The sequence below is a fragment of the Bradyrhizobium sp. LA6.8 genome (genome assembly GCF_040547935.1).
Lineage (GTDB): Bacteria > Pseudomonadota > Alphaproteobacteria > Rhizobiales > Xanthobacteraceae > Bradyrhizobium > Bradyrhizobium barranii.
In genome coordinates this window covers 63,173-77,123 of sequence record NZ_JBEPQQ010000004.1, presented here as the reverse complement: position 1 = coordinate 77,123, position 13,951 = coordinate 63,173, and the positions used below count along the sequence as shown (strand labels likewise).

Below are 13,951 nucleotides of genomic sequence, written 5' to 3'. Positions count from 1 at the left end.
GTAGCGCGGGGCGCGCCGTTAAGTTCGCCGCCTCCCCAAAGGCTCAATGGCACATGCACCAGTATCAGGACCTGCTCGAGCGGATTCTTTCAGACGGCGCCGAGAAGACCGACCGGACCGGCACCGGCACGCTGTCGGTGTTCGGCCATCAGATGCGCTTCAACCTGTCTGCCGGCTTCCCGATGCTGACCACCAAGCGGCTGCCGCTGAAGGCGATCGTGCATGAGCTGTTGTGGTTCCTGAAGGGCGACACCAACATCAAATATCTGCGCGACAACGGCGTCACCATCTGGGACGAATGGGCCGATGCCAATGGCGATCTCGGACCGGTCTATGGCCATCAATGGCGTTCCTGGCCCACGGCCGACGGGCGCAGCATCGACCAGATCGCCAATGTCATCGACATGATCAAACGCACCCCGGACTCGCGCCGGCTGATCGTCACCGCCTGGAATCCCGCCGACGTCGAGAAGATGGCGCTGCCGCCCTGCCACCTGCTGTTCCAGTTCTATGTCGCCAACGGCAAATTGTCCTGCCAGCTCTATCAGCGCTCGGCCGACGTCTTCCTCGGCGTGCCCTTCAACATCGCGTCCTATGCGCTGCTGACGATGATGGTCGCGCAGGTCACGGGATTGAAGCCCGGCGACTTCGTGCATTCGCTCGGCGACACCCATCTCTATTCCAATCACCTGGAGCAGGCGCGGCTCCAGCTCACGCGTGCGCCGCGGACGCTGCCGGTGATGCGGATCAATCCTGATGTGAAGGACATCTTCTCCTTCCGTTACGAGGATTTCGAGCTCGTCGGCTACGATCCGCATCCGCACATCAAGGCGGAAGTCGCGGTCTAGCGCAAATGCCGTTGACCATCCGCCGCGTGCGCGCCGGTGAAGCCGGGCTGGTTCTTGCTCTCATCCGCGAGCTTGCGGAATACGAAAAGCTTTCGCACGAGGTCGAGGCGACCGAGGCGATGATTGCGGAAGCGCTGTTCGGCGAGCGTCCGCAGCTCTATTGCGCGATTGCCGAGTGGAACGGCGAGCCCGTCGGCTTTGCGGTCTGGTTCGTCAATTTCTCCACTTTCAGCGGCCGTCACGGCATCTATCTCGAAGATCTCTATGTGCGGCCGTCGCATCGGGGTAAGGGCCTCGGCAAGGCGCTGCTGGTCTATCTCGCCAGGGAGTGCGTCGACAACGGCTGGTCGCGGCTGCAATGGGCGGTGCTCGACTGGAACGCGCCGTCGATCGCGTTCTACCAATCGCTCGGCGCCGTCATGATGGACGACTGGACGCTGTGCCGCGTCACGGGCCCGGCACTGACACGACTTGCGGGGAGCGCGTCCTGATGGAGATCATCTTCGTCGTCGCGATCGCGGAGAACGGCGTCATCGGCGCCGGCAACGGGTTCCCGTGGCGATTGAAATCCGACATGGCGCGCTTCAAGGCGCTCACGATCGGCAAGCCCGTGATCATGGGCCGCAAGACCTTCGAAACCCTGCGCCGGCCGCTTCCTGGCCGTACCAACATCGTCATCACGCGCGATGCGGATTATCGCGCCAATGGCGCCATCGTGACGACATCGGCTGCCGATGCGGGCGCGGTTGCGCGTGGCGATGCCCTGCGGCGTTCGGTCGCCGAGATCGCGGTGATCGGTGGCGCCGAGATCTATCGGCAATGGCTCGATCGCGCCGATCGCCTCGAAATCACCGAAGTGCACGCGCGTCCCGAAGGCGACACGCATTTCGACATCGACAAGGCAGAGTGGGATGAGGTTGAGCGCATCCGGCATCCTGCCGGACCCGACGACAGCGCCGACTACTCCTATGTGACATATCGTCGGCGGGCGGGCAATTAACCGCATTCGTCAATGTTTACATTGACTTTTTCGTGCCCGAGCATAGCTCGAAGGACAGCCCGGGCCGCGTTGTAAGGGACTTGCCTGTCCCCTATAAAGCCGGACCGGACAAAGCGGGCGGGGGCGATTTTCACCCTGCCGAGGAGAGCGTCGAATGCCGTGGAAGAATCAGGGCGGTGGCCCATGGGGCTCGGGTCCGAAGGGACCATGGGGCAACGGCCCGCAACCGGTCGGGCCAAGGCCGCCGGATCTGGAAGACCTTCTGCGGCGCGGCCAGGACCGCCTCCAGCAGATCATGCCGGGCGGCTATTTCTCCGGCATCGGCATCACGCTGATCGTCCTGCTCATCATCGCGTTCTGGCTGCTGTCGGGCTTCTTCCGGGTGCAATCCGAAGAGCTCGGCGTCGTGCTGCGCTTCGGCAAGCATGTCCGCACCGTGCAGCCGGGTCTGAACTATCATCTGCCCTATCCGATCGAAACCGTGCTGCTGCCGAAGGCGTTGCGCGTCAACACGATCTCCATCGGTATGACGCTGATCGACGATCCGGCGCGGCGCGGCCGCTCCATTCGTGACGTGCCGGAAGAGAGCCTTATGCTGACCGGCGACGAGAACATCGTCGACGTCGACTTCACCGTGCTCTGGCGCATCAAGCCGGACGGCGTCGGCGACTTCCTCTTCAACATCCAGAATCCCGAAGGCACCGTGAAGGCGGTCTCCGAGAGCGCGATGCGCGAGGTGATCGGCCGTTCGCAGATCCAGCCGATCCTGACCGGTGCGCGCAACGTCACCGAACAGGGCGTGCAGGAGCTGATCCAGAGGACTTTGGACAGCTACGGCGCCGGTATTCTCATCAGCCAGGTGCAGATGCAGAAGGTCGACCCGCCGGCGCAGGTGATCGACGCGTTCCGCGACGTCCAGGCGGCGCGCGCCAATCTCGAGCAGCTGCAGAACGAGGCGCAGACCTACGCCAACCAGGTCGTGCCGCAGGCCCGCGGACGTGCGGCGCAGATCACGCAGGCCGCCGAAGGCTACAGGGAGCAGACGGTCGCCGAGGCCAAGGGCCAGAGCTCCCGCTTCCTGAAGGTTTACGAAGAATACAAGAAGGCGCCCGACGTGACGCGTGAACGGATCTATCTGGAGACGATGGAGCGCGTGCTCGGCGGCGCCGACAAGCTCGTCTATGACGGCGGCCCCTCGGGCCAGGGCGTCGTGCCCTATCTGCCGCTCAGTGAGTTGACGACCAAGCGGCCGCCTACCACCGGTCAGCAGTCGAGCGGAGGCAACCGATGAGGTCTCCGGTCACAGGTATCGTCACGCTGCTCGCCCTCCTGCTCGTCGTGATCGTCGGCTACATGTCGCTGTTCACGGTGCAACAGACCGAGCAGACCATCGTGCTGCAGTTCGGCCGTCCCGTCGACGTCGTCACCGCGCCCGGCCTGCACTTCAAGGCGCCGTGGAATTCGGTGATCAACATCGACAAGCGGATCCTCGATCTGGAGAACCCGTCGCAGGAAGCGATCGCGTCCGACCAGAAGCGGCTCGTGGTCGACGCCTTCGCGCGTTACCGCATCAAGGACGCGCTGCGCTTCTACCAGAGCGTCGGCTCGATCCAGGCTGCCAACATCCAGCTCACCACGCTCCTGAACGCGGCGCTGCGCCGCGTGCTCGGCGAGGTCACCTTCATCAACGTGGTGCGCGACGACCGCGAGAAGCTGATGCAGCGCATCCGCGACCAGCTCGATCGCGAGGCCGACGGCTACGGTATCCAGGTCGTCGACGTCCGGATCCGCCGCGCCGACCTGCCGGAGCAGAACAGCCAGGCGGTCTACCAGCGCATGAAGACCGAGCGCGAGCGTGAAGCCGCCGAGTTCCGTGCGCAGGGCGGCCAGAAGGCACAGGAGATCCGCTCCAAGGCCGACCGCGAGGCGACCGTGATCGAGGCGGAAGCCAAATCGCAGGCCGAGCAGATCCGCGGCGTCGGCGACGCCGAGCGCAACCGCCTGTTCGCGGAAGCCTACGGCAAAGACGCCGACTTCTTCGCCTTCTACCGGTCGATGACGGCCTACGAGAACGGGCTGCGCGCGAACGACACCCGCTTCCTGCTACGGCCGGACTCGGATTTCTTCCGGTTCTTTGGTAACCCGTCCGGCAAGACGGCGACCGAGACGCCGGCGAAGCCGTGAGCTAGACAGAGGGCGGCAGTTCTGCCGCCCTTCGTCCAGACAAGAACAGCACAACGGGAGGTTCCATTCCGATGAGGTCCATTGCGTTCGCCGACTTCCTCATCGGCTTAGGCATCCTGTTCGTGCTGGAAGGCTTGATGTTCGCGGCAAGTCCCAACTGGATGCGCAAGGCCATGAAAAGCGCCATCGCCACGCCGGACAATATCCTGCGGGCGGTTGGGATCGGTTCGGCCGTGGCCGGCCTGGTCTTGATCTGGGTTATGCGCCGTCCGATTTAGGCGTCACGCCAACGCCAAAGTGAAGGCGAGAGACTGGTTTTCGCCGTATTATCCGGGTCTTGAGGCCCGTTAAGCTCCGCGCTTGCGCCGTCCCCCCGTTCGAGCGCAGTCTTGGAGGCGAATCCTTGGGGCCTGATCCTTTTCTCTGGAGATACCAATGACCGCTGCCACCATTGCCCCGACCCGCTTGCGCTTAGGGCTGGCCGCGCTCGCCGTCAGTGCATTCAGCGCGTTCGGCACGCCGGCCCTTGCCCGTGGCCCGGACGGGATCGCCGACGTCGCCGAGAAGGTGATCGACGCGGTCGTCAACATCTCGACCTCGCAGACCGTCGAAGCCAAGGGCGGCGGCGGCGGCAGCAACACCATGCCGCAACTGCCGCCCGGCTCGCCCTTCGAGGAGTTCTTCGACGACTTCTTCAAGAACCGCCGCGGCCCCGGCGGCGGCAGCAAGGGCGGCGAGCGCGGTGACAACCCGCCCCGCAAGACCAACTCGCTCGGCTCCGGCTTCATCATCGACACCGCTGGCGTCGTCGTCACCAACAACCACGTCATCGCGGACGCCGACGAGATCAACGTCATCCTCAACGACGGCACCAAGATCAAGGCCGACCTGGTTGGCGTCGACAAGAAGACCGACCTCGCCGTGCTGAAGATCAAGCCGCCGAAGCCGCTGGTGGCGGTAAAGTTCGGCGACTCCGACAAGTTGCGCCTCGGCGACTGGGTGATCGCGATCGGCAATCCGTTCAGCCTCGGCGGCACGGTGACGGCCGGTATCGTCTCGGCCAAGAACCGCGACATCTCCTCGGGGCCGTATGACAGCTATATCCAGACCGACGCTTCCATCAACCGCGGCAATTCCGGCGGTCCGCTGTTCAACCTCGATGGCGACGTCATCGGCGTCAACACGCTGATCATCTCGCCCTCCGGCGGCTCGATCGGCATCGGCTTTGCCGTGCCCTCGAAGACGGTTGTCGCCGTGGTCGATCAGCTCCGCCAGTTCGGCGAACTGCGCCGCGGCTGGCTCGGCGTGCGCATCCAGAGCGTCACCGACGAGATCGCCGAGAGCCTCAACATCAAGCCCGCGCGCGGCGCGCTGGTCGCCGGCGTCGATGACAAGGGCCCGGCCAAGCCCGCCGGCATCGAGCCCGGCGACGTCGTCGTCAAGTTCGACGGCAAGGACGTCAAGGATCCCAAGGATCTCTCCCGCGTCGTCGCCGACACGGCGGTCGGCAAGGAAGTCGATGTCGTCATCATCCGCAAGGGCCAGGAGGAGACCAAGAAGGTCACGCTCGGCCGTCTCCAGGATCCCGACAAGGTGCAGGCCGCGGTCAAGACCGACGAGCCGGCGCCCGAGAAGCCGGTGACGCAGAAGGCGCTCGGTCTCGATCTTGCCGCGCTCAGCAAGGATTTGCGCACGCGCTACAAGATCAAGGACAGCGTCAAGGGCGTGGTCGTCACCAATGTCGACGCCAATTCGGACGCTGCCGAGAAGCGCCTCTCCGCCGGTGACGTCATCGTCGAGGTTGCGCAGGAGGCCGTCTCCAGCGGCGCCGACATCCAGAAGCGGGTCGACCAGCTCAAGAAGGACGGCAAGAAGTCCGTGCTGCTGCTCGTCTCCAACGCCGACGGCGAGCTGAGGTTTGTGGCGCTGAGCGTGCAGTAGGGGGCGCTCGCTCTTGCTTCTCGTCATGGCCGGGCTTGACCCGGCCATCCACGCCTTTGCAACGTGGACTGACCAAGACGTGGATGCCCGGGACAAGCCCGGGCATGACGGTGTTGAGACTTACGTCTCCACGAACTCGTCCCGCCGATACCCCTGCGCGTAGAGCAGCGCGGTGAGATCGCCATGGTCGATCCGCGCGGCAGCCGCAGCCGCGACCGCTGGCTTGGCGTGATACGCCACGCCCAGTCCCGCAGCCTGGATCATCGCGAGATCGTTGGCGCCGTCGCCGACCACGACGGAGTCGATGTCGTCGAGATCGAACGACTCCATCAGATCCACCAGCGTCGCAAGCTTTGCCGCGCGGCCCAAAATCGGCTCCTTGACCTCGCCGGTGAACTTGCCGTCGCGGACGACGAGCTCGTTGGCGCGGTTCTCCTGGAAGCCGATCTTGGCGGCGACCGCACGCGTGAACAGCGTGAAGCCGCCGGAGACGAGACAGGTATAGGCGCCATGGGCGCGCATGGTCGCGACCAGTTCGCGGCCGCCCGGCGTCAGCGTGATGCGCTTGGCCAGCACCTCGTCGACCACGCTGGCGGGAAGGTCCTTCAGCAGCGCGACGCGCTCGCGCAGCGCCGGCTCGAACTCGATCTCGCCGCGCATCGCGCGTTCCGTGATGGCGGCCACGTGGGCCTTCTTCCCGACGAGATCGGCGAGCTCGTCGATGCATTCCTGGCCGATCATGGTGGAATCCATGTCGGCGAGAAAAAGCTTCTTGCGCCGGAAGCCGACTGGCTGCACCACGATGTCGATGGGGAGGTCGCCGCGAAGCTCGCGCAACCGCTGTTCGATGGCGTGACGGTCGCCTTGGAGGTTATCCTGCGCGCCGAAGGGGATGTCGACCGCAACCCCGTCGAACAGCCAGTGCGCAGGTTGCGCCTGGGGCAGCACGGCGCGGGCGCCGTCGACGATGGTGCTGTCGAGCGCGGGATTGTCGGGATTGCAGATCAGCGTGGCGACGAGGGACATTTGAGGTTTTCGTGAGCGAGGGACAAGTCAGCAGAAGACATGTTGGCAAGGCCGTGCTTATCGCAGGCCCGACCGCCAGCGGCAAGTCGGCGCTGGCGCTCGAGCTTGCCTTGAGTACGGGCGGAATCGTCATCAATGCCGATTCCATGCAGGTCTATCGCGACCTCCGCATCATCACCGCGCGCCCCACACATGGCGAGGAAGGACGCGCACCGCACCGTCTCTACGGCCACGTCGATGCGGCCGTGAATTTCTCGGCCGGCGCATGGGTGGTCGACGCGACGAAGGCGCTGGAAGAGGCGAAGGCCGAAGGCCGCCTGCCGATCTTCATCGGCGGCACGGGCCTTTATTTCAAGGCGCTGACGGCGGGCCTCTCCGTGGTGCCGCCCATTCCCGCCGAAACACGTGAGGACGTGCGCGCGCGGCTGGAGCGGAACGGCGTCGAGGCGCTGCATGAGGAACTTGCACGCCGTGATCCGCGCGCTGCCGAACGATTGAACCTGCGCGACCGCACCCGGATCGCGCGCGCGCTCGAAGTGGTCGAAGCGACGGGCCGTTCGCTGCTCGACTGGCACCATGAAGGCCAGCCGCCGCTGCTGCCCAAGGACAGTTTTCGCGCGGTGTTTCTCGCCCCCGAGCGCGACGAGCTCTATGCCCGCATCGATGCCCGTTTCGATGCCATGCTCGGTGCCGGCGCGTTGAGGGAGGTGGAGTGGCTCGCCGCCAGACATCTCGATCCGCTGCTGCCGGCGATGAAAGCCCATGGCGTGCCGGCCCTGATCCGGCATCTGCGCGGTGAGATCGGCCTGGACGAGGCGGCCATGATCGGTCGTGCCGACACCCGCCACTACGCCAAGCGGCAATTCACCTGGTTCCGGCACCAACTGCCCGAGTTCGAATGGGTGAAGCCGGAGGAGGCGAGGGGGTGGCTTGCCGCCATCGTGAATGCGGCCCGAGACCCCGGCTGACGCGCTTTTGTACCCGGGTTCCCGAATTTACCTCTCGCCGAACCCTGGGAACACCGCTACATTGGCAAAATCGCGCGGGAACGGTCGCATTGCCTTGACATCCGGGCTTTGACCGTTATGTTTCGCGCAACCTTTGGGAAGCCGGGCACCTGCCATGCGTAACATTATTACCAAACTCCTTATCGCCGTCGTACCCAGGCACACCGCCGGGGGTGGCTAGCTGCCATCCACAAGACAGGCGGTGTGCATGGGCCCTCTTCGGGGCCTTTTTTATTTCCCGAACCCGACACGAACGAAGCCGCTGACAACAGCGCATCCGGAGCAAGACAATGAGCGACAAGAGCCACGATCCGAACCAGATGACCGGCGCCGCGATGATCGTTCGCGCGCTCATCGATCATGGCGTGACCGACATTTTCGGCTATCCCGGTGGCGCCGTGCTTCCGATCTATGACGAGATCTTCCAGCAGAGCGAGGTCCAGCACATCCTGGTCCGCCACGAGCAGGGCGCGGGCCACGCCGCCGAGGGCTATGCGCGCTCGACCGGCAAGCCGGGCGTTGCGCTGGTGACCTCCGGTCCCGGCGCCACCAACATGGTGACGCCGCTGACCGACGCGCTGATGGACTCGATCCCGCTGGTCTGCATCTCCGGCCAGGTGCCGACGCATCTGATCGGCAACGACGCGTTCCAGGAGTGCGACACGGTCGGCATCACGCGGCCCTGCACCAAGCACAATTGGCTGGTGCGCGACGTCAACGATCTCGCCAAGGTGCTGCACGAGGCCTTCTATGTCGCGACCTCCGGCCGTCCCGGCCCGGTGCTCGTCGACGTGCCCAAGGACGTGCAGTTCGCGACCGGCACCTATCATCCGCCGCGCAAGTCCGACGTGCACCGCTCCTACGCGCCGCGCGTGAAGGGCGACGCGACGCAGATCCGCAAGGCCGTGTCGCTGCTCGCCAACGCCAAGCGTCCGGTGATCTACAGCGGTGGCGGCGTCATCAATTCCGGCCCCGAGGCGACCAAGCTCCTGCGTGAGCTGGTCGAGGTCACCGGCTTCCCGATCACCTCCACGCTGATGGGTCTGGGTGCCTATCCGGCGTCGGGCAAGAACTGGCTCGGCATGCTCGGCATGCACGGCACCTATGAAGCCAACATGACCATGCATGATTGCGACGTCATGCTGTGCGTCGGCGCGCGCTTCGACGACCGCATCACCGGCCGCGTCGATGCGTTCTCGCCGGGCTCGAAGAAGATCCACATCGACATCGATCCATCCTCGATCAACAAGAACATCCGTGTCGACGTGCCGATCATCGGCGACTGCGGCAACATCCTCGGCGACATCCTCCAGGTGTTCAAGGCGGAAGCGAAGAAGCCCGACATCAAGGCCTGGTGGCAGCAGATCGCGCAATGGCGCGCCCGCAACTCGCTCTATTACAAGAAGAGCAACGACGTGATCCTGCCGCAACACGCGATCCAGAGCCTGTTCGAGGCGACACGCGGCAAGGACACTTACATCACGACGGAAGTCGGCCAGCACCAGATGTGGGCGGCGCAGTTCTTCGGCTTCGAGGAGCCGCATCGCTGGATGACGTCGGGCGGTCTCGGCACCATGGGCTACGGCCTGCCGGCCGCGATCGGCGTGCAGGTTGCCCATCCCGACAGCCTCGTCATCGACATCGCGGGCGATGCCTCGGTGCAGATGACGATGCAGGAGATGTCGACGGCGGTGCAGTACGAACTGCCGATCAAGATCTTCATCCTGAACAACCAGTACATGGGTATGGTGCGGCAATGGCAGCAGCTGCTGCACGGCAACCGGCTGTCGCATTCCTATTCGGAGGCGTTGCCGGATTTCGTCAAGCTCGCCGAAGCCTATGGCGGCGTCGGCATCCAGGTGCACAAGCCCTCTGATCTCGACGGCGCCATCCAGGAGATGATCTCGGTCAAGCGTCCGGTGCTGTTCGACTGCCGCGTCGCGGCGCTCGAAAACTGCTTCCCGATGATCCCCTCCGGCAAGGCGCACAACGAGATGCTGTTGCCCGAGCAGGCGAACGACGAAGCCACCGCAAAGGCGTTCGCCGGCGGCAAGGCGCTGGTGTGACGTCATGTTCGACCTGACGGAGCTCGAGCGCGCACATGCGATCGTGGGGCAGGCGATGCCGGCGACGCCGGCACGCGGCTGGCCGCTGCTCGCCGAGCGCCTCGGGACGCAGGTCATCGTCAAGCACGAGAACCACACGCCGATCGGCGCCTTCAAGGTGCGCGGCGGTCTCGTCTATCTCGAAAGGCTGAAGCGCGAGCGGCCGAACACACCCGGCATCATCTCGGCGACGCGCGGCAATCACGGCCAGAGTCTGGCCTTTGCCGCGAGCCGCCACGGCGTGCCGGCGGTGATTTACGTGCCGCGCGGCAACTCGGTCGAGAAGAACCGGGCGATGAAGGCGTTTGGCGCCGAGCTCGTCGAGCATGGCGAGGACTTTCAGGCAGCCGCCGAAGAGGCGCAGCGGCGCGCCCAATTCACCGGCCTGCACATGGTGCCGTCGTTCCATCCGGATCTCGTGCTCGGCGTCGCCACCTATGCGCTCGAACTGTTCCGGACTGCGCCGGATCTCGATGTTCTCTATGTGCCGATCGGGCAGGGCTCTGGAATCTCCGGCTGCATCATGGCGCGCGACCTTCTGGGCCTGAAGACCGAGATCGTCGGCGTGCAGTCCACCGAAGCGCCGTCCTATGCGCTGTCGTTCGCGGCCGGCAAGGTCGTGACGACGAAGACCAGCAACACGCTGGCCGACGGCATGGCAACGCGCATTCCCGACGCAGACGCGTTCGCGCTGATCCGCAAGGGTGCCGCGCGCATCGTGCAGGTTTCCGACGACGAGGTCGCCGCCGCGATCCGCGCCTACTGGACCGACACGCACAATCTTGCGGAAGGCGCCGGTGCCGCCGCGCTCGCCGCGGCGCTTCAGGAGAAAGCCAAACTGTCAGGCAAGCGCGTCGGTCTCGTGCTGTCCGGCGGCAATATCGATTTCGATCTGTTCCGCAGTTGGGTCGGGGCAGAGGCGCCAGCGATGGCGTGACGGAGAGACAAGAGGGGACGACCATGAACCAGCCGGCATCCGCCTATTTCATCGAGGACCGCCACGATCCCAACGAGACGCATACGCTCTCGGTGCTCGTGCAGAACGAGCCGGGCGTGCTCGCGCGCGTCATCGGGCTGTTCTCCGGGCGCGGCTACAACATCGAGAGTCTCACAGTCTCGGAGACCGAGAGCCAGAAGCATCTGTCGCGCATCACCATCGTCACCACGGGAACGCCGATGGTGATCGAGCAGATCAAGCACCAGCTCGACCGCATGATCCCGGTCTATCGCGTCGTCGACATGACCCTGACCAAGCGCTCGATCGAGCGCGAGCTTGCGATGGTGAAGGTGCGCGGGCAGGGCGAGCATCGTGTCGAGGCGCTGCGGCTGGCGGATGCGTTCCGCGCTCGCGTGATCGACGCCACCACCGAGAGCTTTGTGTTCGAGATCACAGGCAATACTGACAAGATCAATCAGTTTATCGACCTGATGCGCCCGCTCGGCCTTGTCGAGGTGTCGCGCACCGGCGTTGCCGCGATTGGCCGCGGGCCTGAGGGGATGTGAGCCATGCTGGCGCGCGACTGGTACTATAACGAGCGCAACCGGATGGGGATCGAGCCCGCAGTGGCTTCGATCTACGACGCCCATGACGATGCCGATCTGCGGGCGCGCGCCGCGCTGAAAATGCTTGGGGTGCAGCGAGGCTGGCGCATCGCGGATATCGGCTGCGGCAACGGTGTGCTCGCCACCGAAGCGGCGTTGTTGGGTGCCGAGGTGGACGCCATCGACATCTCGCCGGCGATGCTGGCGCTCGCCGAGATCTACGCCCGCGACCGCAAGGCGCCGGTGCGCACGCAGTCGGCCGGCTTGCTCAGCTTCGCCTACCGGCCGGAATCCTACGATCTGATCGTCAGCGAGTTCACGCTGCACCATCTGCCGGATTTCTGGAAGGCGGTGGCGATGTCGCGGATCTATCGTGCACTGAAGCCGGGCGCGAGCTTCTATCTGCGCGACATCGTCTACGCCTCGATGCCCGACGCCATCGAGCGCGACGTCGAGCAATGGGCCGACTTCCATATCAAGAACCACGATTTTTCGCGCGAAAGCGTCGTCACGCACATGCGCGACGAATATTCCACCTTCGGCTGGGTGATGGAACGGATGCTGATCGATGTCGGCTTCACGCTGGTCTCGGTCGACTACCACGCGCCCATGCACGGCACTTATCTGCTGCGGAAACCGAAAGCCGGCGAGCAAGGCTAGAACAGAACAACAAACAGGGCTGCACGACAAAGCAGAACCGAGAACAACAATGAAGCCGGCCGATATCCTCATCGCCATTCTGGTGGCGGTCATTTGGGGGCTTGCCTTCGTGGCGAGCCGGATCGCGCTCGACGAATTTTCGCCGGAGCTGATGACGGCGATGCGCTTCACCATTGCCGCGGTGCCGTGCCTGTTCATTCCCAAGCCGAAGATCGCCTGGTCGCTGCTGATCGCGATCAGCTTCACGCTGTTCCTCGGCCAGTTCCTGAGCCAGGCCTATGGCATCGCCCACGGTGTGCCGGTGGGGCTGACTTCTGTCGTCGTGCAGAGCCAGGCGCTGTTTACCATCGGCTTTGCCGCGATCGCATTTGGCGAGCGGCCGACGCCGGTGCAGACGCTTGGCATCGTCGTCGCCGCAGTCGGACTGCTCTTGATCTGCGGTACCGTCGGTTACGATTTCAGCGTTGGCGCCTTCGCGGTGCTGATGATCGCCCCGATTTGCTTTGCCGTCGGCAATCTCCTGCTGCGCGGCGCCCGTGGCGCGCCGATGTTCGACCTGTTCGCCTGGCTCTGCCTCACCGCCGCCGTGCCGCTGTTCGCGCTGGCGCTGGTCGTCAACGGGCCGGCGCCGACCTTCCAGTCGCTGATCCATATGTCGCCGACTGGCCTCGTCTGCCTGCTGGCGATCGGCGCCATCTCGACCAGCATCGCCTATTGGCTGTGGGGCCGGCTGCTGCGTGATTATCCAGCCGCTCAAGTGGTGCCGTTCGCGCTGCTGGTGCCGTTCGTCGGCTCGGCCGCTTCCAGCATCGTGTTTGGCGAGAAGTTCGGCCCGTTGCGGCTGGCAGGGATGCTGACGGTCATCGGCGGCATCGCGGTGATGGTGCTGGCGAGACGCCCGCAGCCGCTGCCGAAGACCGCGTGAGGTGAGCATGTCCCAGTCGCTGCTCTATGCCTTCATCATCTTCGCCCTCGTGATGTTCTTCACGCCGGGGCCGAACAACATCATGCTGCTGTCGTCGGGACTGACTTACGGCTTCCGCCGCACCATCCCGCATATCGCCGGCATCACGATCGGCTTCGCCTTCATGGTCGGCGCCGTTGGCCTCGGGCTCGGCACTGTGTTTCTGGCCTATCCGATCCTCCAGACCATCCTGAAATATGCCGGCGCCGCCTACTTGATTTACCTCGCCGCGGTGATCGCCTTCTCGGGTCCGGCCAAGCCGGGCGAGGAGGACGGCCGTGGCCCGATGACCTTCTGGGCCGCGGCGATGTTCCAGTGGATCAACGCCAAGGGCTGGGTGATCGTGATCGGCACCATCACCGCCTATGCGGCGATTGCCCAGTTCCCGATCAACATCGCGATCCAGACCCTGATCAGCCTGCTCGTCGGCACGGTCTCGACGGTGGTCTGGGCCCTGTTCGGCACTGCACTACGACCGGTACTGACCTCGGAGCGGCTGGTCCGCGCCTTCAATATCGTGATGGCGCTCCTGTTGCTCGCCTCCCTCTACCCCGTTTTCATGGATGCATGATGTCGCGGATTTCCATGCAGAAACGGGTTTCCCTAGGGGCTGAAAATGCTCTAGACAGCCCCCGAAATCCGCAAATTTCACCCTTCGGACACTGACTATCGGC

15 protein-coding genes are annotated in these 13,951 nt (G+C 64.7%); 14 read left to right on the top strand and 1 reads right to left on the bottom strand.

All coding sequences use genetic code 11. The features are described from left to right. Window positions 1–53 precede the first annotated feature (53 nt). The 7 genes from ABIA90_RS20560 to ABIA90_RS20530 all read left to right on the top strand — a co-directional run bounded on the left by ABIA90_RS20560 (window position 54) and on the right by ABIA90_RS20530 (window position 5,973). Window positions 54–848: a thymidylate synthase gene (locus ABIA90_RS20560; protein ID WP_166101661.1), complete on the top strand. Its 795-nt coding sequence runs from the start codon at window positions 54–56 to the stop codon at window positions 846–848. Window positions 849–853: 5 nt separating this feature from the next. Beyond that, window positions 854–1,339 carry a GNAT family N-acetyltransferase gene (locus tag ABIA90_RS20555; protein ID WP_354122026.1) on the top strand — a complete coding sequence of 162 codons (486 nt, stop codon included), beginning with the start codon at window positions 854–856 and terminating at the stop codon, window positions 1,337–1,339. Beyond that, window positions 1,339–1,848 carry a dihydrofolate reductase gene (locus ABIA90_RS20550; RefSeq protein WP_166343608.1) on the top strand — a complete coding sequence of 170 codons (510 nt, stop codon included), beginning with the start codon at window positions 1,339–1,341 and terminating at the stop codon, window positions 1,846–1,848. The genes ABIA90_RS20555 and ABIA90_RS20550 overlap by 1 nt, the downstream gene beginning before the upstream one ends. A 154-nt stretch (window positions 1,849–2,002) precedes the next feature. After that, window positions 2,003–3,139 carry an FtsH protease activity modulator HflK gene (gene hflK, locus ABIA90_RS20545; protein ID WP_063981619.1) on the top strand — a complete coding sequence of 379 codons (1,137 nt, stop codon included), beginning with the start codon at window positions 2,003–2,005 and terminating at the stop codon, window positions 3,137–3,139. Next, window positions 3,136–4,032: a protease modulator HflC gene (hflC, locus tag ABIA90_RS20540; protein ID WP_063981620.1), complete on the top strand. Its 897-nt coding sequence runs from the start codon at window positions 3,136–3,138 to the stop codon at window positions 4,030–4,032. The genes hflK and hflC overlap by 4 nt, the downstream gene beginning before the upstream one ends. Window positions 4,033–4,103: 71 nt before the next feature. Then, entirely contained in the window at window positions 4,104–4,310 is a 207-nt protein-coding gene (locus tag ABIA90_RS20535; RefSeq protein WP_025038031.1) for a DUF2065 domain-containing protein, read from the top strand. Between the two features lie 157 nt (window positions 4,311–4,467). Continuing rightward, window positions 4,468–5,973 carry a Do family serine endopeptidase gene (locus ABIA90_RS20530; RefSeq protein WP_071910517.1) on the top strand — a complete coding sequence of 502 codons (1,506 nt, stop codon included), beginning with the start codon at window positions 4,468–4,470 and terminating at the stop codon, window positions 5,971–5,973. Window positions 5,974–6,093: 120 nt separating this feature from the next. Here ABIA90_RS20530 and serB read toward each other — a convergent pair whose 3' ends face one another. After that, a complete protein-coding gene (serB, locus tag ABIA90_RS20525) occupies window positions 6,094–6,999 on the bottom strand; it encodes a phosphoserine phosphatase SerB (protein WP_354122027.1) in 906 nt (301 codons plus the stop codon). A gap of 11 nt (window positions 7,000–7,010) precedes the next feature. Here serB and miaA point away from each other — a divergent pair, with 11 nt between their 5' ends. From miaA to ABIA90_RS20490, 7 genes are all read left to right on the top strand, one after another. Then, window positions 7,011–7,967, top strand: coding sequence for a tRNA (adenosine(37)-N6)-dimethylallyltransferase MiaA (gene miaA, locus ABIA90_RS20520; protein ID WP_354122028.1), 957 nt, complete (start codon window positions 7,011–7,013; stop codon window positions 7,965–7,967). Window positions 7,968–8,296: 329 nt separating this feature from the next. Next, window positions 8,297–10,072 carry an acetolactate synthase 3 large subunit gene (locus ABIA90_RS20515; RefSeq protein WP_014493062.1) on the top strand — a complete coding sequence of 592 codons (1,776 nt, stop codon included), beginning with the start codon at window positions 8,297–8,299 and terminating at the stop codon, window positions 10,070–10,072. A 4-nt stretch (window positions 10,073–10,076) separates the two neighbouring features. Next, entirely contained in the window at window positions 10,077–11,048 is a 972-nt protein-coding gene (locus ABIA90_RS20510; RefSeq protein WP_354122029.1) for a threonine dehydratase, read from the top strand. Window positions 11,049–11,071: 23 nt separating this feature from the next. Continuing rightward, window positions 11,072–11,614, top strand: coding sequence for an acetolactate synthase small subunit (gene ilvN, locus ABIA90_RS20505; protein ID WP_014493064.1), 543 nt, complete (start codon window positions 11,072–11,074; stop codon window positions 11,612–11,614). 3 nt (window positions 11,615–11,617) lie between these two features. Beyond that, window positions 11,618–12,313, top strand: coding sequence for a class I SAM-dependent methyltransferase (locus tag ABIA90_RS20500; protein WP_247303935.1), 696 nt, complete (start codon window positions 11,618–11,620; stop codon window positions 12,311–12,313). Window positions 12,314–12,362: 49 nt separating this feature from the next. Beyond that, window positions 12,363–13,238, top strand: a complete 876-nt coding sequence (locus ABIA90_RS20495) for an EamA family transporter (RefSeq protein ID WP_354122030.1) — start codon at window positions 12,363–12,365, stop codon at window positions 13,236–13,238. Between the two features lie 7 nt (window positions 13,239–13,245). Beyond that, a complete protein-coding gene (locus ABIA90_RS20490; RefSeq protein WP_354122031.1) occupies window positions 13,246–13,848 on the top strand; it encodes a LysE family translocator in 603 nt (200 codons plus the stop codon). Window positions 13,849–13,951 lie beyond the last annotated feature (103 nt).

Excerpts from the sequence above, each read along its gene's own strand:
- ABIA90_RS20560 (WP_166101661.1), top strand. The coding sequence starts at position 54 with ATGCACCAGTATCAGGACCTGCTCGAGCGGATTCTTTCAGACGGCGCC.
- ABIA90_RS20555 (WP_354122026.1), top strand. The coding sequence starts at position 854 with ATGCCGTTGACCATCCGCCGCGTGCGCGCCGGTGAAGCCGGGCTGGTT.
- ABIA90_RS20550 (WP_166343608.1), top strand. The coding sequence starts at position 1,339 with ATGGAGATCATCTTCGTCGTCGCGATCGCGGAGAACGGCGTCATCGGC.
- hflK (WP_063981619.1), top strand. The coding sequence starts at position 2,003 with ATGCCGTGGAAGAATCAGGGCGGTGGCCCATGGGGCTCGGGTCCGAAG.
- hflC (WP_063981620.1), top strand. The coding sequence starts at position 3,136 with ATGAGGTCTCCGGTCACAGGTATCGTCACGCTGCTCGCCCTCCTGCTC.
- ABIA90_RS20535 (WP_025038031.1), top strand. The coding sequence starts at position 4,104 with ATGAGGTCCATTGCGTTCGCCGACTTCCTCATCGGCTTAGGCATCCTG.
- ABIA90_RS20530 (WP_071910517.1), top strand. The coding sequence starts at position 4,468 with ATGACCGCTGCCACCATTGCCCCGACCCGCTTGCGCTTAGGGCTGGCC.
- serB (WP_354122027.1), bottom strand. The coding sequence starts at position 6,999 with ATGTCCCTCGTCGCCACGCTGATCTGCAATCCCGACAATCCCGCGCTC.
- ABIA90_RS20515 (WP_014493062.1), top strand. The coding sequence starts at position 8,297 with ATGAGCGACAAGAGCCACGATCCGAACCAGATGACCGGCGCCGCGATG.
- ABIA90_RS20510 (WP_354122029.1), top strand. The coding sequence starts at position 10,077 with ATGTTCGACCTGACGGAGCTCGAGCGCGCACATGCGATCGTGGGGCAG.
- ilvN (WP_014493064.1), top strand. The coding sequence starts at position 11,072 with ATGAACCAGCCGGCATCCGCCTATTTCATCGAGGACCGCCACGATCCC.
- ABIA90_RS20500 (WP_247303935.1), top strand. The coding sequence starts at position 11,618 with ATGCTGGCGCGCGACTGGTACTATAACGAGCGCAACCGGATGGGGATC.
- ABIA90_RS20495 (WP_354122030.1), top strand. The coding sequence starts at position 12,363 with ATGAAGCCGGCCGATATCCTCATCGCCATTCTGGTGGCGGTCATTTGG.
- ABIA90_RS20490 (WP_354122031.1), top strand. The coding sequence starts at position 13,246 with ATGTCCCAGTCGCTGCTCTATGCCTTCATCATCTTCGCCCTCGTGATG.